At 51.5% G+C, this 21,702-nt stretch carries 19 protein-coding genes; 11 read left to right on the top strand and 8 right to left on the bottom strand.

Features of this window, described 5'->3' with window-relative positions:
• Positions 1-399 precede the first annotated feature (399 nt).
• The 3 genes from CLV60_RS24330 to CLV60_RS24320 all read left to right on the top strand — a co-directional run bounded on the left by CLV60_RS24330 (position 400) and on the right by CLV60_RS24320 (position 4,021).
• The gene (locus CLV60_RS24330) at positions 400-930 is read left to right on the top strand and encodes a gluconate 2-dehydrogenase subunit 3 family protein (protein ID WP_106597991.1); all 531 of its coding nucleotides are present in this window, start codon (positions 400-402) and stop codon (positions 928-930) included.
• Between the two features lie 82 nt (positions 931-1,012).
• The gene (locus CLV60_RS24325; RefSeq protein WP_106597990.1) at positions 1,013-2,734 is read left to right on the top strand and encodes a GMC oxidoreductase; all 1,722 of its coding nucleotides are present in this window, start codon (positions 1,013-1,015) and stop codon (positions 2,732-2,734) included.
• Between the two features lie 150 nt (positions 2,735-2,884).
• A complete protein-coding gene (locus CLV60_RS24320) occupies positions 2,885-4,021 on the top strand; it encodes an MFS transporter (protein ID WP_106597989.1) in 1,137 nt (378 codons plus the stop codon).
• On the opposite strand, the gene CLV60_RS24315 is transcribed toward CLV60_RS24320, so the two are convergent.
• Positions 4,018-5,148 carry a BamA/TamA family outer membrane protein gene (locus CLV60_RS24315; protein WP_106597988.1) on the bottom strand — a complete coding sequence of 377 codons (1,131 nt, stop codon included), beginning with the start codon at positions 5,146-5,148 and terminating at the stop codon, positions 4,018-4,020. The genes CLV60_RS24320 and CLV60_RS24315 overlap by 4 nt on opposite strands.
• Before the next feature lie 115 nt (positions 5,149-5,263).
• Between CLV60_RS24315 and CLV60_RS24310 the strand changes: the two genes are divergently transcribed.
• Both CLV60_RS24310 and CLV60_RS24305 read left to right on the top strand, forming a co-directional pair.
• The gene (locus CLV60_RS24310) at positions 5,264-7,366 is read left to right on the top strand and encodes an alpha-amylase family protein (protein ID WP_106597987.1); all 2,103 of its coding nucleotides are present in this window, start codon (positions 5,264-5,266) and stop codon (positions 7,364-7,366) included.
• Positions 7,367-7,389: 23 nt separating this feature from the next.
• Positions 7,390-7,806 carry an LIC_13387 family protein gene (locus CLV60_RS24305; protein ID WP_106597986.1) on the top strand — a complete coding sequence of 139 codons (417 nt, stop codon included), beginning with the start codon at positions 7,390-7,392 and terminating at the stop codon, positions 7,804-7,806.
• Here the strand turns inward: CLV60_RS24305 and CLV60_RS24300 are convergent, their stop codons facing one another.
• From CLV60_RS24300 to CLV60_RS24275, 6 genes are all read right to left on the bottom strand, one after another.
• Positions 7,807-9,237: an alpha/beta hydrolase-fold protein gene (locus CLV60_RS24300; RefSeq protein ID WP_106597985.1), complete on the bottom strand. Its 1,431-nt coding sequence runs from the start codon at positions 9,235-9,237 to the stop codon at positions 7,807-7,809. It lies immediately after the preceding gene.
• Between the two features lie 28 nt (positions 9,238-9,265).
• Complete coding sequence (locus CLV60_RS24295) at positions 9,266-10,465, bottom strand: acetyltransferase domain-containing protein (RefSeq protein ID WP_106597984.1); 1,200 nt, start codon at positions 10,463-10,465, stop codon at positions 9,266-9,268.
• 148 nt (positions 10,466-10,613) lie between these two features.
• Complete coding sequence (locus tag CLV60_RS24290; protein ID WP_106597983.1) at positions 10,614-11,513, bottom strand: ROK family protein; 900 nt, start codon at positions 11,511-11,513, stop codon at positions 10,614-10,616.
• A gap of 147 nt (positions 11,514-11,660) precedes the next feature.
• On the bottom strand, positions 11,661-12,914 hold the full coding sequence (gene fucP / locus CLV60_RS24285) for an L-fucose:H+ symporter permease (RefSeq protein ID WP_106597982.1): 1,254 nt from the start codon (positions 12,912-12,914) through the stop codon (positions 11,661-11,663).
• A 35-nt stretch (positions 12,915-12,949) separates the two neighbouring features.
• Positions 12,950-14,197 carry an alpha/beta hydrolase family protein gene (locus CLV60_RS24280; RefSeq protein WP_106597981.1) on the bottom strand — a complete coding sequence of 416 codons (1,248 nt, stop codon included), beginning with the start codon at positions 14,195-14,197 and terminating at the stop codon, positions 12,950-12,952.
• A gap of 15 nt (positions 14,198-14,212) precedes the next feature.
• Positions 14,213-15,031 (bottom strand): alpha/beta hydrolase, encoded by an 819-nt coding sequence (locus tag CLV60_RS24275; RefSeq protein ID WP_106597980.1) that lies wholly within the window; start codon positions 15,029-15,031, stop codon positions 14,213-14,215.
• 225 nt (positions 15,032-15,256) lie between these two features.
• Between CLV60_RS24275 and CLV60_RS24270 the strand changes: the two genes are divergently transcribed.
• Together CLV60_RS24270 and CLV60_RS24265 are read left to right on the top strand one after the other, a co-directional pair.
• The gene (locus tag CLV60_RS24270; RefSeq protein ID WP_015815140.1) at positions 15,257-15,421 is read left to right on the top strand and encodes a lmo0937 family membrane protein; all 165 of its coding nucleotides are present in this window, start codon (positions 15,257-15,259) and stop codon (positions 15,419-15,421) included.
• Positions 15,422-15,546: 125 nt separating this feature from the next.
• The gene (locus CLV60_RS24265) at positions 15,547-16,686 is read left to right on the top strand and encodes a T9SS type A sorting domain-containing protein (protein WP_106597979.1); all 1,140 of its coding nucleotides are present in this window, start codon (positions 15,547-15,549) and stop codon (positions 16,684-16,686) included.
• Between the two features lies 1 nt (position 16,687).
• Here the strand turns inward: CLV60_RS24265 and CLV60_RS24260 are convergent, their stop codons facing one another.
• Entirely contained in the window at positions 16,688-17,392 is a 705-nt protein-coding gene (locus CLV60_RS24260; protein ID WP_374755655.1) for an arylesterase, read from the bottom strand.
• A gap of 173 nt (positions 17,393-17,565) precedes the next feature.
• On the opposite strand from CLV60_RS24260, the gene CLV60_RS24255 reads away from it, so the two are divergent.
• The 4 genes from CLV60_RS24255 (at position 17,566) to CLV60_RS34305 (ending at position 21,546) form a co-directional block, all read left to right on the top strand.
• A complete protein-coding gene (locus CLV60_RS24255) occupies positions 17,566-18,240 on the top strand; it encodes an ABC transporter ATP-binding protein (RefSeq protein WP_106597978.1) in 675 nt (224 codons plus the stop codon).
• A 13-nt stretch (positions 18,241-18,253) separates the two neighbouring features.
• Complete coding sequence (locus tag CLV60_RS24250; protein ID WP_106597977.1) at positions 18,254-20,797, top strand: ABC transporter permease; 2,544 nt, start codon at positions 18,254-18,256, stop codon at positions 20,795-20,797.
• A gap of 47 nt (positions 20,798-20,844) precedes the next feature.
• Entirely contained in the window at positions 20,845-21,309 is a 465-nt protein-coding gene (locus CLV60_RS24245) for a DUF6932 family protein (protein WP_106597976.1), read from the top strand.
• Positions 21,310-21,405: 96 nt separating this feature from the next.
• A complete protein-coding gene (locus CLV60_RS34305; protein WP_170118854.1) occupies positions 21,406-21,546 on the top strand; it encodes a hypothetical protein in 141 nt (46 codons plus the stop codon).
• Positions 21,547-21,702: the final 156 nt, after the last annotated feature.

Genomic DNA, 21,702 nt, shown 5'->3' with positions numbered 1-21,702 from the left:
CCGCCAGTCTCCCAGGAACTGTGGCGATCTTGGCTGTTCGTTTAGTTAGGTTGGTTATCCACTATGAATTGCGCGTATGCTCTTTTAATCTCTCTCAAAAAAATATCTTCCCTGAACCTCAGGGAAGATATCTACATTATTTACTCAACGTTCCTCTATTACCTAACCTTTAACTGATGCAACAGGATGTCTGATTTGCCGTTGCCTCAGCCCCCAGTCCAATAATATGATTCAAATATCAGCATAGGATCCGGACCTCACGAAATTTGATGTGCAAAAGGCCTTTTTGGATGAATATTCGGAAAAAAGGGCCTGTTTTGATGCCCGAAACGCCCTTCTTATTATCTTTAAAAGATATTTTTTATAGCAATTTGAATTTCCTGACTTAATAACCTAACCATGAACCGTAGAGAAGCTGTTCAAAGAATAACCTTCCTGTTGGGCGGCGCGATTTCAGCACCGCTTATGGCCGGTATCGCAGGCGAGCGTCTGAATTTCGGCCCATCCCTCGAAGTGTCCGATCAGCAGGAAGCCCTGCTTGCGGAAGTTGCGGATGTGATCATCCCTACCACCGGCACACCGGGCGCCAAAGCCGCCGGCGCCGAGAAGTTTATTGTTCGCGTGATGCGTGACTGCTACCCGATGGAAGATCAGAAAAAATTCTACGATGGTCTTGCCAAAGTGGATGCGCTTGCCAAAGAAACCTACTCGAAAGACTTCGCAGCGCTGGACGCCGCTCAGAAAAACGACATTATCAAAAAGACCACCGTTTCCGACAAGCCTTTCTTCCTGCAAATGAAGGGGCTCACCGTTACCGGCTATTTTACATCCGAAATCGGTGCGACACAAGCACTCGATTACCTGCCGATTCCAGGCCGGTTCGAAGGTAGCTGGCCCATGCCCAAAGGACAAAAAAGCTGGGCACTTTAATCCGGAGACATTTATTTGGAAAGCGACAGCAGGCAACGCATGACCTCCTGGCTACTTCCTGACATTCCAAACTCTATTAGAAATGGCGAACCTTAATATTGACGCAAAAAAAGACATCACCTACGACGCCATCGTGATCGGCTCCGGAGTTTCCGGCGGCTGGGCGGCGAAAGAACTAACCGAAAAGGGCCTGAAAGTGCTCATGCTCGAAAAAGGCAAGAACCTGGAACACGTTACGGGCTATGAAAATGCACTGAAAGCCCCCTGGGAAACACAATACAACGGCCGCCTCACGGTCAAACAAAAGGAAACGCACCCGTTCCTCTCGCGCGATTATCCGTACAACGAAATGACCGAAAAGTACTGGATGAATGACATGGACCAGCCGTACGAAGAAAAAAAGCGCTTCGACTGGTACAGGCCGAACATCGTCGGCGGGAAATCCATCATGTGGGGACGGCAGTCGTACCGCCTGAGCGACCTCGACTTCGAAGCCAACCTGAAAGACGGCATCGCAGTCGACTGGCCGATCCGTTACAAAGACATTGCCCCCTGGTATTCCTACGTGGAAAAACACGTGGGTATTTCAGGCGAAAAACTAGGTTTGCCGCAGTTGCCCGACAGCGACTTCATTGCGCCGATGGAAATGTACCATGTTGAAAAAGAAGTGCGCAAACGTCTCGAGAAGGAATTCCCAGGCCGGGTGATGACGATCGGACGCGTTGCTAACCTTTCACAACCAACCAAGATTCAGCTCGATGGCGGCCGCGGCCCGTGCCAATACCGCAACCGCTGCTCCTATGGCTGCCCTTATGGTGCCTATTTCAGTACCCAATCGTCGACTCTGCCACCCGCGATGAAAACCGGACGCCTTACGCTGCGCCCCGATTCAGTCGTTCGCGAGATTATCTATGACGGTAAAAAACAGGGCGGTCGCGCTACGGGCGTACGCGTGGTCGACTCTGTTACCTTGCAGGAGCGCGAGTTTTTTGCCAATATCATCTTCGTTTGTGCGAGTGCATTGGCATCCACTGCATTGCTCCTCAACTCTACTTCCGACCGTTTCCCGAACGGAATGGGTAACGATTCGGGCGAGCTGGGCCACAACCTGATGGACCACCACTTCCGCACAGGCGCGAGCGGTACCTGGGAGGGCGATCTCGACAAATATTACTTCGGCCGCCGTGCAAACGGCATATATGTACCGCGTTACCGCAACGTCGGCAGCGATAAGCGTGATTACCTGCGCGGGTTCGGCTACCAGGGTGGCGGTGGTCGCCAGGGATGGCAACGCAATATTGCCGAACTGGCATTCGGTGCCGACTTCAAAGAGGAGCTTACGACTCCGGGCAACTGGACGATGGGCTTCGGAGGCTTCGGCGAAACATTGCCATACCACGAAAACCGGATGTACCTGAACAAGGACAAAAAAGACAAATTCGGGATTCCTGCGGTTGTTTTCGATGCCGACCTTCGCGAAAACGAGAAAAAAATGCGCAAGGACATGATGAACGATGCAGCCGAAATGCTGGAAAAATCGGGCCTCAAAAACGTCCGTACTTACGACAACGGTTCATATCTGGGTATGGCTATCCACGAAATGGGTACCGCCCGCATGGGACGCGATCCTAAAACTTCGGTTTTGAATGGTAACAACCAGCTCCACTCGGTGAAAAACGTATTCGTTACCGACGGTGCGGCTATGACCTCCGCCTCGTGCGTAAACCCGTCGCTTACCTACATGGCGCTTACGGCGCGAGCGGTGGATTTCGCGGTGAAAGAATCCAAAAAGAAAAACATCTGATGGTGTGTTCAGAGGCCAGGTTTTTACTACCTGGCCTCTTTTTTTACATCCATTCTAAGGCAGTCCAGTTTTGAGAGCTGCTATTTTTTGCAATATTTTGCAATTTTCTGCAAAATCATATTTCTTTGTAGAAAATCCACGCTTACATTAATGGAAGAGAAACTGAGAATCAGCGCAGCCCGGAGAGCAACTTTACTGATATTTCTAGTATGCGGCATCGGCCTATCTAGCTGGGCACCGATGGTCCCTTTTGCCAAAATCAAACTAGGACTGAACGACGCCGACTTGGGTGTAGTCCTCCTGGCATTAGGAGCAGGGGCAATTCTGACGATGCCGCTCACCGGTTTGCTGATCAATAAATACGGTAGCCGTACGGTAGCTATCGTTTCGGCATTGGTGATTGCGTCTCTCCTTCCATTGCTGCTAATGGCGAGCTCTCCTTACCAGCTTGCCGCCGCATTGTTCGTATTTGGTGCGGGAATCGGTTCTATCGACGTTTCCATGAATGCGCAAGCCGTAGTCGTCCAGGAGCGGCACGGCAGCCATATTATGTCGTCCTTCCACGGAATGTTCAGCCTCGGCGGACTTATGGGCTCCATTGGGCTTGGCTTTTTAATCAAAGCAGGGCTCTCGCCGACATACGCAGCCGTTGCCATTTCCGCTTTACTTGTATTTATTACAGTAACCCAGTCGCGGTACCTGCTGCCCCATTCCGAAGAAGCCAAACTGGACGGAACCAGCTTCGTCCTGCCCAAAGGACCGGTGGTACTGCTGGGCATTATGTGTTTCATTCTTTTCCTTGCGGAAGGCTCCCTGCTCGATTGGAGTGCCGTTTTCCTGCAATTTTCGCGCGGTTTCGATCCCTCATTCTCCGGGCTTGGCTATGCCGCATTCTCTGTGGCGATGGCCATTATGCGCCTCACCGGTGACGGCATTATCCACCGACTAGGCCCTGCAAAAGTAGTCTTTTACGGCACCTTGCTGGCTGGTGCGGGCTTCATTGTAGCAGTTACGATTCCCTCCGCCATTGCCGCATTAGCCGGGTTTGTGATGGTAGGATTAGGTGCGGCCAACGTTGTACCGATCTTCTTCACCGCCGCCGGACGCATTCCCAATGTTCCCCCGTCCATCGCCCTGTCGGCCGTTACCATTCTCGGTTATTCCGGTCAGCTTGCCGGTCCAGCGCTGATTGGCGTACTCGCTGAAATCACTTCGCTATCCTGGGCGCTCGGGCTGGTGGGTGTACTCCTGTTTTTCGTCGCGTTCGGCTATAAGCACCGGGATTAGAATGCCTCTCCGGTGAACAGGTAAAAGCCCGGGCCGTCCTTGGTAAAGCCGACGTCCAGCCGGAGGTAAATATCCTTTTTGGGAAACAACAAATACCGCAGCCCCACGCCCCCGGACAGCCTCGCACGTGCGGGCGTGAGCGAACCGATTTTAGGCCCGACCACTGCCGCACCCGCAAACACCGCTCCGCCAAACCGCTTGCTAAACCCGAACGGCAACCAGCGATGCTCTACCTGCGTCGCCAGCATGTTATTGTCGCGGTAGCGGCCGTAGTAATAGCCCCGCATGATCATTTCCCCACCCATCAGCGCCATCTGATTAAACGGTACATTACCTGTAAGAAAGTTGCCGTAAACCTGCCAGGCCAGCACATTGCGCTTCGTCAGCGGGTGCGAGCTGCGGATATCCAGGTTAATTCCCTGGAAATTATGATGGCTGCCTACCGATTGGTTGTATTTCAAAAACGACAATTCGCCGAAAAAGCCTTTGCGCACATTGAGTACATTATGGCGGTTATCGTAAACCAGTGCCAAGCCTAGCCCAATGTTACGCGTACCATCGCTACCCAGCGGCTCGTCGTAAACGTGGCCTTCCGGCTGACGGAATTCCGCGTTGTACAATTGTTGATAGTCGATTTCCGGGCCAATGAAGAGATTTTTCCGGATCTTCCGCAACACGCGCTGCCGGAAAAGCAGGTAGTTGGCATCGATCAATGCCGGTTCCTTGTCCGGCGTGGTGTGCCCTATTCCATAGTACAGCAATGGAAAACGCTGAAAACGCGTCCTGCCAAGGAAGAACCACTTGTCTTTGTCCCCATAAATCGCATTATCGAGCCAGATGCCGTATTGCCCTTCCAGCGTAATGAACGTAAATGCCGCCACCTCACTCAGGCGATTGAGGGTGTCGCCTTTGGCCTGAAACAGCAGGAGCGACGATAAGCCGACTTCCACGCTCGTCTCCGGGGCATAGCCCAACGTAGGGTACACGCGAAAGCTGGATTTCCCTTCCCCGGTCGTGTCGGAAATCGTCTTTTGTACAAATCGTTTGAACCATCCCTCCTGCGCGGATACGGGCAGGGCGGGCGTAGCTATCGAAAGGATCAGGATGAAGAGGTAATTCCTGTTCAATGCACTGCTGTTTAGGTGAGCGTATATTTCATAGCATTTATATAAAAATCAATCCGCAGGCATCAAGTAGATGCGATGTAGCCCGGCTCTTTTCCACCAAATCATTCATTTTGGTATGAAAAGCCACATTCTACTCCTTTACTTTCTCTTCAATGTAAGTTCTCTCCTGGCACAAAACAAGGCCGACCTCTGGTGGAAAAGGAACAATCTTAGGGTGATTCAGATGAACTTGCCCGCCTACGAGGCCGCGACTATCAACGCCGATTCCATTGTAGCCGACCTCGTCGCCTGCTCTGCCAACACGCTGTTGATCAACGCGGGAGGCATTATGGCCTTTTACCCAACCCAACTGGATTTTCACTACCGGAACCCTTATTTGAAAGACAATAATGTCCTCGCCGATATTGTACGCAAATGCCACGATAATCGCATTAAGGTAATTGTCCGCTTCGATTTCAGCCGGGTACACGAGCGCATTTTCAAACAGCATCCCGACTGGTGCTACATTTCCCCGAAAGGCGAACGCATCATCAATACCGATATGTATGTGGTCTCCATTAATGCTCCCTATGTGCAGGAAAAGGCATTCAAGATTATTGAAGAGGTGATCAACACCTTCCCGATCGACGGCATTTTCCTGAATATGCCCGGCTATCAGGTCAATAACCCCTACGAAGGTAAATACCATGGCATCGATCAGAACGAATATGATAAAAAGCGCTTTGCCGAATTCAGTGGCGGTAAGGCGCTACCCACCGAAGAGAATAAGGCTGATCCGCTTTTCCAGCAATACCTCGGATTCAAAAAAACGACTGTGGAAGATTGGTCGGAAAGGCTGCACAAGCTGGTGAAGTCGAAAAATGAGCAGATCGCGATCTGTACCTATTCCGATAGGTTTGTGGACATTATCCGCCACGAATCGCAGAGCATGACGACTCTCCCCTATTGGCCTTACACTGCCTCCGACAATGTCGGCAATGCGGTGAATTCGTTTCCGGACCACATTATCAGCAATGCGAGCATCCAGCAAATCTCCTTCCAGTCGCGGTACAATGCTGTCGAGCCGGAGGAAACCCGGATAAGACTTTACGAGAACATCGCCAACGGATCGGGCCTGGACATGAGCATGATGGGCGACATGCGCGGATACGAGGACGAACGCAGCTTTCCCGTTTTCAGGAAAGTATATGGTTTTCATAAAAAGAATGAGGCCTATTTCGGCAAATACCAATCGGTTGCTCAAATAGCTGTTGTAGCCCCCGGCGCCTGGCCGAATGGCGAGCCCATGCAGGAATACCGCGGCATCCAGTTGATGCTCCGTGAGGCACACATTCCATTCGATATCGTGGAGGACGGTCAGATCGCCAATCTGGAACAGAAAGTGAAGGGCTATAAGCTGATCATCCTGCCGGAAATCACTTACCTGAAACCGGAGGCCATTCGAATACTGAAAGAAGCCAGCCAGCGAGGTACCCACCTGATCGCCACCAACCGGGCATTGTTTGATAGTCCCGAAACCTTACAAGCGCTTTTCGGCGCAAAAATCGAGAAAAAGGACAACGACGGTGCCGGAAATTACCTCGTCCCCGACGACCGGAGTATTTTCAAAAGCTTCAAGGGGCAAAACATGCTTTTCTGGAAATTCAATCTCGGCTTATATGACCTCTCGGGCGCCGACCGGAAATTGCTTCCTGTTTTAGCGAAAGGCCGCCCGGGCCCGCCCGAAATCATCGGTGGTCATGATGCTACCGGATACTATGCACTGGGTATCAAAAATCATCCGAACAGTAAAGCAGCACTTTTCCCGATTAACCTGGGTAGGATATACTACATGCACGGCTACCAGGAGCATAAGAACCTTTTGCTGGATATGATCGACCACATGCTACCCGAAATCGCACAGAATTTCGAGACAAATGCACCAGCGCGGGTCGAAACGGTGCTGAAAAGGTTCACCCGCAATACCCCCGAAAATCAGGCAAAAAACACCCCTGACGGGCAGATTTTGCATTTAATCAACCTCACCGGTTTCAGCGGAAACACCTATTTCGAACCACTGCCTGTCAACGATTTGCGTTTCAGGATCAGGCTGGCGAAAAAACCGCAAAAAGTGTTTACATTGACGAATCACAAGCCTTTGAATTTCACCTGGAAGGATGGTACGATCATGTTCTCGCTCGCACGCCTGGCGGAGTTCGAAAGTATTGTGATGGAATGATAAACTAAATCAAACGCTACCCCATGAAACCAAGACTCGTACTGCGCATTGCTGCGCTGTGTATCCTCATTCACCTGATCGGGCATTTTTTCGGCCATTTCTCATGGAAGGAAACCCCTGATCCAGTCAAACAGGAGGTGATCCGGCAAATGACCGGCCCAAAATTCGAGTTCATGGGCGTTATGCGTAGCATGGGTGATTACTTCGAAGGTTACGGCCTCATACTCTTCGTCGTATATGGTATGTCGATCATGCTGATACTGTCTGCGGCGCGGTATGCCGACAGCAATCACGACATCGTCAGAACAGTGCTTACACCTATCGGGATCGGCTACGTTGCCATGGGAATTATCGAGTTCGTGTATTTCTTCCCGTTCGCCGGATCCATAAGTCTGGCCGCAGGGCTATTGGTGGTTCTGGCTATTTTCCTGAACGGCTAACTACAATTTGGGAGCGTCGGGCTTATGGGGCGCTTCTCCCGGATTAATGCCGCGGGTTTTCAGCTTGCGGCCATAAGTTTTACCATTGATCTTGACGTACAACACATCGGAATCACCTCCGCCGAATGTTAATTTGCCTGTCGCGCCATTAGGTGTAGGCAAAATAGCATTCACGCGGCCGGTCTGATCGAGGATTTGCACACCTGAATTCGTGGCTACATAAATCCGTCCATCGCGGTCACAGACAATGCCGGAGGCTCCTGCCCTGTTTTCAGCATCGGTCACATGCAGCCAGCCGAAACGTTGCCGGTATGCCAGCTTCCGGTTGGGTTGAACCTGTGAGGAATAGACCCAATGAGAAGTCGAGTCGATGGTGTAAACCAATGTTTGATCCGGGGAAAGAGCCGCGCCTACGGCTTTCAGCGTTTTCAGAGAATTCGCGCTGGAAGGCGTCGGCTTCCCCTTCATTGGAAATGCCTCCGCTGCCTCGGTCCAGCCCTCGCCCGGAATCAGCAGAGCCACTAGAAATGCATTTTGCGACTGCCCTTTCTTGACCGGCTCAGGCCAACCCTTCCACAAATAGCGCATTGCTTCCGGAAACAGCGACGTTCCCTGCTTACCATTATGACCGCCCTCGCCCCATTGATGCTTCACCTCATAACCGGCGAATGTCAGCGCCCGCAGCATGGTCTGATTAGCCATCCACCAGTCCCCGGCGTAGATATTCAGATCGTTGGCACCATCCTGCATGTAGATACGGATGGGTTTGGGCTCAAACTTTCTGAGCAATGTCGGATAACGGTCCGCGCCGCGCAGGCCCACATAAGTCCCAATCGCACTAAATACGCGTGAAAAAGCATCAGGGCGCTCCCAGGCGGCGGTAAAGGCGCACACCGCCCCACTGCTCGATCCGCCAATCGCGCGGTCGTTTCCATTTTTGGAAAGGTGGATTTGCCGGCCGTCGCTCGTTTTCTGTTTTTCGACTTCCGGCAGGATTTCTTCGAGAATGAATCGTGCATAAGCATCACCCAGGCCGTCGTATTCAAAGCTGCGGTTGAAACGATCGTTCGCCGTATTGGGATCGGCTGCTTTCACTCGCCCGTGCATCACAAAAACGCCGATTGTAACCGGCATTTCCTTCTCATGAATGAGGTTATCGAACACCGTTGGAGCCTTCCATTGAATACCGTCCTGATTCACATACACGCATGCGGGTGTATCAGGCTTGTATTGCGCAGGCACATACACCCAGTACTCGCGCCACGTACCCGGGAATATTTTGGATTGATCAAACACGAATTTCAAAACTTCGCCCTTAGGCACCCCGGAGTGCTCTTCGGAAGCAGGATCTACCAGATAGTTTTCCTCCGGGGCCTGGGCATTGACCCAAAAAGGCGTAAAAAAGCAGAACAGGAGCAGAAAATGCCTCATGCGGGTGTGTATTTAAATTGGAAAATATTTACAAATAGCTCAGCCACCACGTCCGCTTCCGCGCCCGGTACTCGCCGTACCATTTGCAAGGCCAGTACAGCGCCACCACGATCAATATCCAGATCAGGTAGGTTTGTCCAAGCGGATAACCGAATTCGTTCGGCCGGAATTTGAAGAAAAGACTGTCGTCGGTTGCCTGCTGCCACGTGTAGCCCGACAAGAAAACAATCGCCATCGTCATGATATGGATCACGTAAAAATGCACGAGAAAGAAAAAGAACGGCACTCTGCCATAAACCGTGCAAATGCGGCTGAATGCATTGTCTGTCTGTTCGGTAAGGGCCAACAGGATGAGTATCGGCCCCTGCGTCATGAAAGTAAAAAACAGCGAAGGCGGGTATTTGGTTACGTTCAGAAAAGACATGAAAGTCTTGATGCCGGTATCTTGCGTCGACCAGGGTGCAGGATCTCCATATCCGTTAATCAGCCTTAACACCACAAACAGCGCCGTGAGTACCGAGCCGATCAGGATAAGCAGCTTCCTGCGCCGCATGGGATCCGCATTGCGGTTGTACAACATCCCCAGCCCGTACCCCGACATCATGATGCCGGCCCAGGGAAATATCACGTACAGGAACACAATTGCTCCACCGTCGGGCCGCGGAAGGAATGTTCCCCTACCGGTAAAGAATATGCGCAGCAAGATGTCGGCCGTCGAGTTTTCCTGCAACTTCACATAATCCAGCAGGTTGTGGCCGAGTACCAATGCGAGGCCAAGTATCAGAACGGTTTTTGGCGACGCAAACCGCACAGCGATACCGAGCACGATCATCGCTCCCCCCAGCGCCCAGAATACCGCAAAAAAGAGTGTTTTGTAATAAATATCAAACGTAAATGCGAACGTCATAAACACCATTTCTACCAGGATGAGCCAGAATCCGCGCTTGATCAGGAAAGCCGACTTCTCCGCGGCCGTCTTGTTCAAACCCGATAAATAGGCCGACAGCCCCGAGAGCATCATGAACGAAGGCGCGCAGTAATGCGTGATCCAGCGTGTGAGAAACAATGCAGGCGTAGTGGTAGCAAGGTCGGTAGGGTCGCCGGTGGCGCCAGCGATATGGAAAAAGTCGCGCACATGGTCGAGGGCCATGATAATGATGATCAGGCCGCGGACAGTGTCGATCGACCGGATACGATTGGTGAGGGTGCTGGTGGCTGTGCTATACATGACTAATGCGAGTTGATGACAACTGTGCTAAGAAGCCACATAAATTACTGATTTACTGCCTATATACCTTCAACAAAAGGCAACAAAAATCCCGGCATTTTTCAACAAAGCGCTGAGAAATGCCGGGACCGTAAAAGCGGGATTTCCGTTACAGCAGAGCCGCTCCGAAAACGCCCGCGCTATCCCCCAATTTAGGTTTCACGATGGGCGTTGTTACAATTCCCTTGTTGAAAATATACTTGCGGATACGCTCGAATCCGGCGGTATAAAGCAGGTCGATATTGCCCACGCCACCACCGATCACGATCAGGTTCGGGTCGATTACGTTAATGAGCGTCGAAATGGCCCGGCCATAGTATTCGAGCAGACGCTCGATCGTTGCTTTGGCGTGCTCGTCGTTACCGGCGTGGTATCTTTCCAGCACGGTTTTCATCGATACCTTCTCTCCGCACAGTCTTTCATAATGACGTTCCAATGCAGGCCCGGCAATCACCTGTTCCACACAGCCTGATTTACCACAATAGCATGGGTCGCCGCCCTCTTCGAGGATATTGTGGCCCCATTCACCGCCTATACCGTGATGTCCGCCGATGATCTTGTTGTTCACCACCAATCCGCCGCCTACTCCGGTACCCATAATGACCCCGAACACCACCTCTGCGCCGTGGTAATCTTTACCGGCACCCATCAATGCCTCTGCCAATGCAAAGCAGTTTGCATCGTTCGCCAACTCGCACGGCACGCCCAGTATTTTTTCAAGATCAGCCTTCAAAGGCATTCCGTTCAGGCAGGTGGTATTGGAGTTTTTCATTAGTTGCGAATCCGGTTCGAGCACGCCCGGCGTCGCGAATCCAATTTTGCGCGGACGCTCGCCTACCTGGTCCGCCACCATGTCGATCAGCTTCTTGATCTGCGACAGAATATGGTCATAACCGTTCACCGATTCCGTCGGCACGCGCATCCGTACCACTACTTCCAGATTCCTTTCGGGATCCAGCACTGCACATTCTATTTTAGTACCTCCTAAGTCGATTCCCCAGAGTTTCATTGTTGCGTTTTATTTGACCGCCGACCGATGACCGCCGACGGCCGAGTTATGTCTATGATGTGTTGCTATTATTTGAATCTGATGTTGAAATGCCGCCGCAGATCCGCGCGCCGCAATCGGCGGTCAGCGGTCGGCCGACGGTGGTCACTAGTGCGATTTGTAAAACTTATATCCGAACAGGAAGATCACAGCATAACAGATGATTGGCAGATAGTAGGCATGCGCCACGTTGGTTTCTGCCACGGCGCCCATCAGGAATGGGAAGAATGCCCCTCCCGCTACACCCATCGCGATAAACGACGAGCCTTGCTGTGTATGCGCTCCAAGGTTTTTCAAACCAAGGCTGAAAATCGTCGGGAACATGATACTGAAGAAGAAGTTAAGCATCATGAGTGCGATGAACGACGGCCATCCCCACGCCTGTGCCACGATGAGGCACATCACGATATTACTGAATGCAAAAATGGCCAGCAATGTATTCGGAGCGATGAAACGCATCAGGAAGGTCCCTACGAAACGTCCTGCAAGCATCAGTGCCATGAAACCGATCATGTAGTTGGCTGCCACCGCATCGGAGAAGCCCATTTTCTCATGACCGTAGTTGATGAAGAACGCCCAGGTTCCCCCTTGTGCAGCCACATTGAAGAACTGTGCAGCCACAGCCCACACGAAATGGCGGTGCTGAAACAACGATTTACCAGGCTCCGAATCCACGTTCACTGCGTCCGGGTCAATATCCGCCGCATGCGGATCGATGAGCGCGGGAACCTTTACAAATGAAAAAGCAAGGGCAATCAAGGCGATCACCGAACCGATCGCGATATAGAGATTCTTCACGGAAGTAAGATCAGTGCTGCCTTCCACGTGGTTACGGAAAAGGAAATAACCACCGATAGCAGGCCCAAGAATCGCTCCCAATGCATTGAATGCCTGCGCGAAGTTGATACGCTGGTCGCTCGTACGCTGATCACCCAATGAAGCCACAAAGGGGTGCGCTACGGTTTCAAGCGTTGCCAGACCGCATCCCAGGATGAACAGCGCAATGCCGAAGAAAGGAAAAGAAGCGGTGCTGGCAGCCGGAACGAACAGGAATGCACCGAGTGCAAACAGCGACAGGCCGAGCAATACGCCGTTTTTATAACCAAACCGTTTCATGAACAAACCCGCAGGAATACCCATGATGAAATAGGCCCCGAAAATCGCGAACTGCACGAATGCGGATTGTGTCTTACTCAGACTGAGTACTTTCTGAAAGTGCTTGTTGAGCACGTCGCCCATCGTAATGGCAATCCCCCAGAACATGAACAGGGATGTAACAAAGACCAGGGTAACAAGGTATTTTTTGTCAGTAAACTTGGGCGGGGAGGCGTGAACGGTGCCGGCAGACGAATGGTTGCTCATTTAGCTGAATAGTAAAATTAAATATTAGGTTCGGTCTATTTTTGCAAATGTAAATCAGAGAAATTTAAAAACTGTATCCAGTCGAACATTTTAACGTCGTGCCCGCCTGGCCGGATATGAAAGCCGATTTGGCCCGATACGGGCTGATTCAGCGCGGGAAACGGCACATCCGGGAAGCCGCTCGTCCCTAAAAACCGGTACACTGCATCCGCCGCCCGCGCGGTGGCGAACTCACCCTGCGGATCGGCATTCTTGTCGTCCTCGGCTGTGGCCAGGTAAACCGGTCGCGGAGCGATGAGCGAAAGGACAAAATGCTGATCGAACGGCAGCTCGGTATCTTTCCCTTTGTATTTACCCAAACTCCGGGCATACCAGTGCGGGAATACCGTGCATAGCCGGTTAATATCCTCTCCGATGCCTCGCCGGAACTGCTTGCCGCCACCCGCTCCCGATTCATTGCTCAGTACGGCGGCGAACCGCCTGTCCGTTGCACCGGCCCAGAGCGCGGCCTTGCCTAATCGCGAAAATCCGAACACCGCCACCCGTTTCGCATCGATATTCCGATCGGTTTCGAGGTAGTCCATTCCCCGGCTCAATGCCCACGCCCAGGCAGCAACAGTGCCGAAATTGTCCTCGCGCTGCTGCAACTCCGGGTACAATGTGTGTACGCCCGTTTGAAATGCAAACTCCTTCCGATCCGAAGCGGTCTCTTCACGGTAAAGCGTCACGAGCGCATATCCGCGCACGAGAATGCTGTCCACTGCCCACTGCGAGGCATTCACGCCCCGGCAGGCATCACCTGCCTTGCCATCGGCCGAGCAAGGGAACATGCCGCTCTTTTCTACCCAGGCGGTCGTCAGTTTAATACCGGGATCCGCATGAATGGCCTGATTGCCGATGAAATTAATCCCGATAATGGCCGGTACCGGATGTTTGACCTGATTGGGGATGTAAATGAGCAGATCAAACTGCGCTTCCTTACCTTTTTCGGTGATATGAACGGTCACCTGTTTGCGCGTCGCTTTGCCGCCTAATGCATCCTTATCCAGGTCAAAAACTTCGAAACGCATGTTTTTGGGCCTTTCAGGCGCCTTGCCGTACATTTCATGCGTCATGATTTCAAGGATTTCCTTCCTCCTGCGCTCCCACTCCCTGACCGATTTGACCTTTTGGCCGCTGTTAAACGTAAATGGATCAGGCAACGCCCGATTACCCTCCTGGGCAGATAATATTTTGGGCAAAACAATCAGGCAGACTGCCAGCGCGAGAACAGAAACCCTCATAATAAGCAGGTTGTATTATTTTTTACTGAAATAGGTATTCATAAAAAGGAGCTGATGCTGCACGGCATTCTCCCAGTACGGCCAGTTGTGTGCGCCCGGGCGGGAAATGTAATCGTGCGGAATTTTGCGGTATTCGAGTTGCTTGTGCAGGTTTTCGTTTACACCATAGAAGAAGTCCTCCGTACCGCAATCGATAATGAGCGAAAGCGAGTTAGGAGTTAACAAATGGAGCATGTTGATCACGGTGTTCTTCTCCCATCTTTCGGGCTGTTCGGCATAGCTGCCCAGTCGCTTGGCCATATCCCAGTTATTCGGAAAAGGACGGATATCCACGCCGCCGCTCATGCTTCCGGCGGTGCCATACACATCCTGGTGCTTCAATGCGAGGTACAAAGCTCCATGACCACCCATACTCAGCCCGGTAATGCCGCGCCCTTTGCGGTCTTTGATAGTCTTATAATTTTTATCGACATAGGAAACCAGCTCTTTGGAAACATAAGTCTCAAACTGCGATTGCGGATCCACCGGGCTATCCCAATACCAGCTGCTGAAACCGCCGTCGGGACATACGATGATCATATTGTAATGGTCGGCGGCTTGTTGGATACCCGGCGCCTTGGTGATCCAGTTGGCGTGGTTACCGCTGTAACCATGCAGCAGATAGACTACCGGGAACTCCTTACCGGAATTATATCCAGCCGGCCGCACCACGACCACCTTGAGATTTTTCTTCATCACTGCGCTATTCACCTCCACGGTGTCGACCTGCGCCGCGCTAACCTGACCTAATGCAAACAGAACAAATGCTAAGAGTGACAGAAATGCTTTTTTCATTTTGTAGAGTTAAAAGGGAATTGAGAGAATGACGACAACAGATAGGCTGCCACCGCAAGTTTTGAGAAAATTTTCTACAACTGCATGGCGCAAGGGCCTTAAACCCCGCAAATATTGTAGAAACCGGGGAAATATCCCGTTTTAGCGCCTTGGAAAGTGGCTGGCATTTAAATTGATATAATCCAGTTATCTCTAAAATAACTCTAACTCAAATATTTTATAACAATGGGAAATCTCCTGTATACCATAGCCGTGATCCTCGTGATCCTTTGGCTGATCGGCTATTTCGGCTTTGCGAGTTTTGGATTAGGAAATATCATTCATATTCTGCTGGTGATCGCCGTGATAGCGATTATCCTCCGCGTAATACGGGGCGACAGGGTCGTCTAACGCAGCATCCATTCAGCACAATGAGCCCGGGACGTTAGTTTTCTATCGTTCCGGGCTTTTGTTTGCGGCAATATGGTTACAAAACCCTAACTTGAGGTAGCCTTTGCACGATAACCCCATAATCTATGCAGTTAATTTTACTCAAAAGCCGCACGCTATTGTTACTAATCATGCTGGCAGCTGTTTCCGGCCGCCTGCTGGCGCAGACCTACGTCGGGAATGTGGAATTCACCAGCCAGAGCGCGCTGAATTCCTGGGAGTCGCAGTGGAAAACGGTAACCGGCAATATTTACATAACGAGCCTCGCGAGCGATGTCGTCACCAGCCTCGCTCCCTTGCAAAATATTACCAGTGTGGGGGGCGCCATCATCATTGCCGAAAACCATTCGCTAACCTCGCTGAACGGCCTCGGCCGACTCGAAAGTGCCGGTATGGTAGAAATATCGTTCAATGGAGCGTTGAATAATCTAGGCGCCCTGGGCGCGCTCAAGACGGTCACCGGCACGGTGAATATTGTCGGCAATGAATCGCTCACTACGCTCACGGGGCTAGCCACCAGCCTCACGATCGGCGGCGACCTTACCATTCGCAACAACCCGATCCTGTCAGTATGTAATGCCACACCTATTTGCAATTATCAGCGCACGCATCCGGCCGGTACTTACCTCAACGTATCGGGCAATGCGGGTATGTGTTACGATGAAGCATTCCTATATTCTGCCTGCAACGGCCCGTTACCGGTAGTTCTGACCGAATTTGACGCGATAGGTGAAGGATCTTCCGTGCGCCTGAGCTGGGCTACGGCGACCGAAATTAATGCATCCCATTTCGACATTGAGCGCAGCACCGACGGGCGCGTTTGGCAACAAGCGGGGATCTTGCAGGCCAAAGGCGAAAGTCTGCAAAAAGAAGCGTACTCTTTTTCGGACAATTACCCTTTCACAGGGGAAAACCTTTACCGTCTCCGCATGACCGACCGCGACGCCACCTACTCGTATAGTCGTATACGGAGCGTGTACGTACGCGAGGCACCAGCGCCCGCCTACCCGAACCCGTTTTCGGCAACGCTCTCGCTTTCGTCCCACCATACGGGCACGACGGACAACATCGAACTCACCGACGCTCGGGGGAAAGTGGTTTATCATTCCGATGGCCCCGCACCGGCGAATATCACTACTTCACAATGGCAAACGGGTACTTACTTACTCAGAATCACAGACAAGCAAGGGCTCTCCCGCCAGTTCAGAGTTGTTAAAGCCGAGTGATTTATAGCAAATCTTTAATCCTTACCCACACATTTTCGGCCAGTATCTTGTGCCCTTCGGCCGTGGGATGAATGCCGTCGGCCTGGTTGAGCTTCGATTCGCCCCCTACGCCTTCTAGCAGGAAAGGAATAAGGGTTACCTCATTCTTTTTCGCCAGATCAGCGTATACATCCCTGAATTCGGTGGCATACTTCTGGCCCATGTTCGGGGGAATCTGCATACCGGCCAGCACGCGCTTGGCGTCGGGGTATTTGGCTTTCACCTTATCCAGAATTTCTTGCAGGTTTTTTCGCGTTTCGGACACAGGGATGCCGCGCAAGCCATCGTTACCGCCCAGTTCCAGCACAAACACATCGAGCGGTTGTTTGAGCAGCCAGTCAATGCGGCTATTACCTCCGGAAGTGGTTTCACCGCTCACCCCTGCATTCACGACCTTGTAATTCAGACCCAGTGAATCGATCCGCTTTTGAATGAGCCCGGCAAAGCCCTGCGAAGGATCATCCAGGCCATACCCGGCCGTGAGACTGTTGCCAAAAAACACGATGATCTTCTTCTTAGCAGCCGGCGTTTTTACAGCAGTGTGAGTAGTATCTGCTTTCTGGCCGGACTCTTCTTTTTTTCCCCCGCCACAGGAAAACAGCGAGGCGGTCAGAAGGGATAATGCTAAAAATGTATTGAAACGACGCATATCATTCATAATCTTCATTCAAAAGGAATGGATTTTATAGTTTAAAAAGGTATACCCGGCCATTCATTCTCAAATAAAAACCGTTTAAACTATATTTATGAGAAACAATAACTGAAAAGAGCCAAATTAGGTCTTTCGCGCTCGGACTACGCGCCCCGGAGTACCACGCAAACATAAAAGAAAAACGATTGATGAATACCATACTCGATCTGCACGACGTCAGTAAAATATATAAAAGCGGTGACCGCACCCTCAAAGTCCTCGACAATATCAGTTTTTCCATCGAAACAGGCTCCACAGTCTCGATCGTTGGCCCTTCCGGCAGCGGTAAAACGACGCTCCTCGGCCTCTGTGCCGGGCTCGACCGCTCAACAGCCGGCACGGTAGAACTGCACGGAACCAGGCTCAACGGCCTCAACGAAGACCAACTGGCCGCTGTTCGTAACCAGTATGTGGGTTTCATTTTTCAAAACTTCCAGCTCCTGCCGACCCTCACTGCATTAGAAAATGTGATGGTTCCTATGGAGCTGCGGGGTGAAAAGAATATCAAATCCCGCGCGCTCGACCTGCTTGATAAAGTGGGCCTCGCCGAACGCGGCCACCACTACCCTACCCAGCTCTCCGGCGGCGAACAGCAGCGCGTATCGCTGGCACGAGCATTCTCCAACCAGCCGCAAATCCTGTTTGCTGACGAACCGACCGGTAACCTCGACGCGGAAACCAGTGAGAAAGTCGTCAAACTGCTTTTCGACCTCAACCGCGAGGCGGGTACCACGCTCGTGGTCGTCACGCACGACCTCGAACTCGCTGCCAAAACCCAGCGCATTATCCGCATCAAAGGCGGCAAAATAGTGGAGGCCAGCTAACCGTGAATTTCCGATGAACTCCAATACTTTCAACCTTTCGTGGTTATTGCAAATGGCCTGGCGCGACAGCCGTAGAAACCGCGCCCGGCTGGCCTTATTTATATCGTCCATTATCCTCGGTATTGCCGCGCTCGTGGCCATTTACTCGCTCGGCGACAACCTCCGCGACAATATCGACAACCAGGCCGCTACGCTGATCGGTGCGGACCTGTCGATTTACAGTGGCAAAAAAATCGAGGGAAAAGCCTTGGCGTTCGTCGATTCGCTGGGTAAAGTACGCTCCGAGGAACGCGCATTCGCCTCCATGGTGTATTTCAACAAAGGCGGTGGAAGCCGATTGACGCAGGTGAAGGCGCTCTCCGGCGATTTCCCCTATTACGGCAAGCTGGAAACCATTCCGGTTTCCGCCGAAAAGACTTTCCGGAACCGCCAGGAGGCGCTGGTTGATCAAACCCTGATGCTGCAATACCGCGCACAAGTCGGAGATTCGATCCGGATTGGTGAAGTCACTTTCGCCATTGCAGGAGTGCTTGAAAAAGCGCCCGGCGCGACCGGAGTTACTGCCTCTGTAGCGCCCGTTGTATACATTCCGATGCGCTTTCTGGATCAGACAGGCCTTATGCAAAAAGGCAGCCGGGTCGGTTACAGGTATTACTTCAAATATCCCGCGAAAACGGATGTCGAAAAGATGGTCAACACGCTCGAACCGAAATTCGAGAAATACGACCTTGATTTCAATACCGTCCAAAGCCAGAAAGAAGATACCGGCCGGTCCTTCCGCGATCTCACACGCTTTCTCTCGCTGGTAGGATTCGTGGCACTCCTGCTCGGGTGCATAGGCGTAGCGAGCGCCATTCATATCTATGTGCGTGAGAAACTGAACTCCATTGCGATACTCCGCTGCCTGGGCGTAAAAGCATCGCAGGCATTTCTGATTTATCTGATTCAAATCGCGGGTATCGGGCTCATCGGCACCGTGCTCGGCACCATACTGGGAACGGTCATCCAGCAGTTTTTACCTGTGGTATTGAAAGATCTCCTTCCATTTGATCTTACTACCGACATCTCATGGCCTGCCATCGGGCAAGGGTTGGCGATCGGTGTGCTCATTTCCATACTTTTCGCATTGCCGCCGCTGGTATCCATCCGCAAAGTGTCCCCACTGAATGTACTGCGCTCTGCTTCGGACGCGTCCCATCCCGAACGCGACGCCGTAAGCTGGGCATTGTACGGGCTGATTGTCCTGTTCATTTTCGGGTTTTCATTCCTGCAAATGCAAACCTGGGTGCAGGCACTGGTATTTACTGCCAGCATTCTCGCTTCATTCCTGATCCTATTTGGTATCGCCAGCCTGCTGATGTGGCTTGTACGCAAGTTTTTCCCTACTTCATGGAGCTACCTCTGGCGCCAGGGCCTGGCGAATTTGTACCGTCCCAACAACCAAACCACCATTCTGATCGTGTCGGTAGGCCTCGGTACTTCGCTGATCTGCACGCTCTTTTTCATTCAAACTATCCTGCTCACCCGCGTGAAGCTTTCGAGCAGCGGCAACCAGCCAAATATGGTGCTTTTCGACATTCAGAGCCATCAGAAAGACGGCGTGCTGGCAATTGCAAAAGCCCAGCATGTACCTATCAACCAGAGCGTCCCCATTGTGAATATGCGCCTGGAAGAAGTCAATGGCAAAACCGCCGCCGATTTCGAAGGCGATACCACCGCCGAGCAGTCACGTCGCATTTTCGGCCGCGAGTACCGCGTCACTTTCCGGGACTCCACTACTTCTTCCGAAAAAATCACCAAAGGCAAATGGCAGGGGAAATACGATAAATCCTCCGAGCTGATTCCTATTTCCGTGGAAGGCGGGTTCGCAGAGAGAAGCCGCCTGGAACTTGGCGACACGCTGGTTTTCAATGTGCAGGGCACCATTATGCCCACCGTTATTGCCAGCTTCCGGGAAGTCAACTGGAGTGAGGTCCGTACCAATTTCCTCGTCGTATTCCCCACAGGCGTGCTCGAAGATGCGCCGCAATTCCACGCCATGCTCACGCACGTACCCAACCCGACCGTCTCCGCACGGTTCCAGCAGGCGTTGGTAAGGCAATACCCCAACATTTCGATCATCGATCTTGCCCTGGTGCTGCGTGTGCTGGACGATATTTTCAAGAAAATCGGCTTCGTGATCCGCTTTATGGCCGGTTTCAGCATTCTTACCGGGCTGATCGTCCTCATTGCGTCCGTCATGATCAGTAAATACCAGCGCATTCAGGAAAGCGTCCTCCTCCGGACATTAGGTGCGAGCCGGAGGCAGATATTCGTCATTACCTCGCTCGAATACTTCTTCCTGGGTGCGCTGGCAGCATTCACCGGCATCCTCATCGCCCTCGTCGGAAGCTTCTGCCTTGCAAAATTCAACTTCGAATCCGAATTCAAACCCGAGCTCGGCCCCGTGGTATTGATATTCCTTTTTGTCTCTTTGCTAACCGTAATCATCGGTTTGCTCAACAGCCGCGGCATCCTGTCCCGACCGCCTTTGGAGGTATTGCGGCAAGATGTTTAAGTGTTTAATTTTCGGTATATTTATATTGAAAATTAAACTACACACACTTGGAATTTGACATTAATGGCAACTTGACGACTTACGAGATTATTTACACCGACTGGGCTACATTTAAAGCTGAATTTGTGGACGCTTTTCCCCGATCAAGTACGAGGCAGGTGATTTTCCAGAGTTTTTCTGTATACATGGAAAAACTGGTCACTATCATTGGCACGGATTTCCATCAATGGATAGACGGGAGCTTTGTTACCAGGAAACTTAATCCCAATGACATTGATTTTGTGACATTTGCAAATGCAAAAACTTTTAGCCGAAACGAGCATGCGCTTAGCAATTTGAGAGAATACAGTCGAGAACAAAGTCTCCACCTTGACGGGTACTTTGTTAAAGATTACCCAACCGATCACAAGCATTTTATTCGCTCTTATCTGGATTCTAAGCAGTGGATTCACGAGTTTATTAGAGACTCCCGAAAAGGACAATCGAAAGGATTTGTACAATTAGATTATTGAGTCATGAAACCACAGTCGATAATAGAACTCGAAGAATGGGAGTCGCGCGTGTCACGGCTCATAGGACTTGTAGCAATCACTAATCAAACTCTGCAAATGCATCGCGAATCAGGCGATTCATGGTTAATGATCAAACAATACGAAGAGCTCTTGGCCGAACACCAGCAAGAGCTGGATCAACTCCTGAAAACGCATGGGCTAACCCTGAAAGTTGTCCCGGCAGACAGCGCCGCTTAACCGTCCCTCTTTTCTCCGTCTTCCCGCTACTACATTTTCCAACCCGCGTCCTATCCGCGCACGGCGATTTAACAATTCCTTAAAACCCATTCCTTCATTTATTCTTCCTCGTAATGCCAATTTTGGCTCGAAATGCTGCTTAAATGCAACTTTTCC

Source organism: Dyadobacter jiangsuensis, assembly GCF_003014695.1.
GTDB classification, from domain to species: Bacteria; Bacteroidota; Bacteroidia; order Cytophagales; family Spirosomataceae; genus Dyadobacter; species Dyadobacter jiangsuensis.
This window is presented reverse-complemented; position numbering and strand designations above follow the sequence as displayed.

What these genes read in the sequence shown, in the direction of transcription:
- CLV60_RS24330 (WP_106597991.1), top strand. Translation starts at nt 400, where the DNA reads ATGAACCGTAGAGAAGCTGTTCAAAGAATAACCTTCCTGTTGGGCGGC.
- CLV60_RS24325 (WP_106597990.1), top strand. Translation starts at nt 1,013, where the DNA reads ATGGCGAACCTTAATATTGACGCAAAAAAAGACATCACCTACGACGCC.
- CLV60_RS24320 (WP_106597989.1), top strand. Translation starts at nt 2,885, where the DNA reads ATGGAAGAGAAACTGAGAATCAGCGCAGCCCGGAGAGCAACTTTACTG.
- CLV60_RS24310 (WP_106597987.1), top strand. Translation starts at nt 5,264, where the DNA reads ATGAAAAGCCACATTCTACTCCTTTACTTTCTCTTCAATGTAAGTTCT.
- CLV60_RS24305 (WP_106597986.1), top strand. Translation starts at nt 7,390, where the DNA reads ATGAAACCAAGACTCGTACTGCGCATTGCTGCGCTGTGTATCCTCATT.
- CLV60_RS24300 (WP_106597985.1), bottom strand. Translation starts at nt 9,237, where the DNA reads ATGAGGCATTTTCTGCTCCTGTTCTGCTTTTTTACGCCTTTTTGGGTC.
- CLV60_RS24295 (WP_106597984.1), bottom strand. Translation starts at nt 10,465, where the DNA reads ATGTATAGCACAGCCACCAGCACCCTCACCAATCGTATCCGGTCGATC.
- CLV60_RS24290 (WP_106597983.1), bottom strand. Translation starts at nt 11,513, where the DNA reads ATGAAACTCTGGGGAATCGACTTAGGAGGTACTAAAATAGAATGTGCA.
- fucP (WP_106597982.1), bottom strand. Translation starts at nt 12,914, where the DNA reads ATGAGCAACCATTCGTCTGCCGGCACCGTTCACGCCTCCCCGCCCAAG.
- CLV60_RS24280 (WP_106597981.1), bottom strand. Translation starts at nt 14,197, where the DNA reads ATGAGGGTTTCTGTTCTCGCGCTGGCAGTCTGCCTGATTGTTTTGCCC.
- CLV60_RS24275 (WP_106597980.1), bottom strand. Translation starts at nt 15,031, where the DNA reads ATGAAAAAAGCATTTCTGTCACTCTTAGCATTTGTTCTGTTTGCATTA.
- CLV60_RS24270 (WP_015815140.1), top strand. Translation starts at nt 15,257, where the DNA reads ATGGGAAATCTCCTGTATACCATAGCCGTGATCCTCGTGATCCTTTGG.
- CLV60_RS24265 (WP_106597979.1), top strand. Translation starts at nt 15,547, where the DNA reads ATGCAGTTAATTTTACTCAAAAGCCGCACGCTATTGTTACTAATCATG.
- CLV60_RS24260 (WP_374755655.1), bottom strand. Translation starts at nt 17,392, where the DNA reads ATGAAGATTATGAATGATATGCGTCGTTTCAATACATTTTTAGCATTA.
- CLV60_RS24255 (WP_106597978.1), top strand. Translation starts at nt 17,566, where the DNA reads ATGAATACCATACTCGATCTGCACGACGTCAGTAAAATATATAAAAGC.
- CLV60_RS24250 (WP_106597977.1), top strand. Translation starts at nt 18,254, where the DNA reads ATGAACTCCAATACTTTCAACCTTTCGTGGTTATTGCAAATGGCCTGG.
- CLV60_RS34305 (WP_170118854.1), top strand. Translation starts at nt 21,406, where the DNA reads ATGCATCGCGAATCAGGCGATTCATGGTTAATGATCAAACAATACGAA.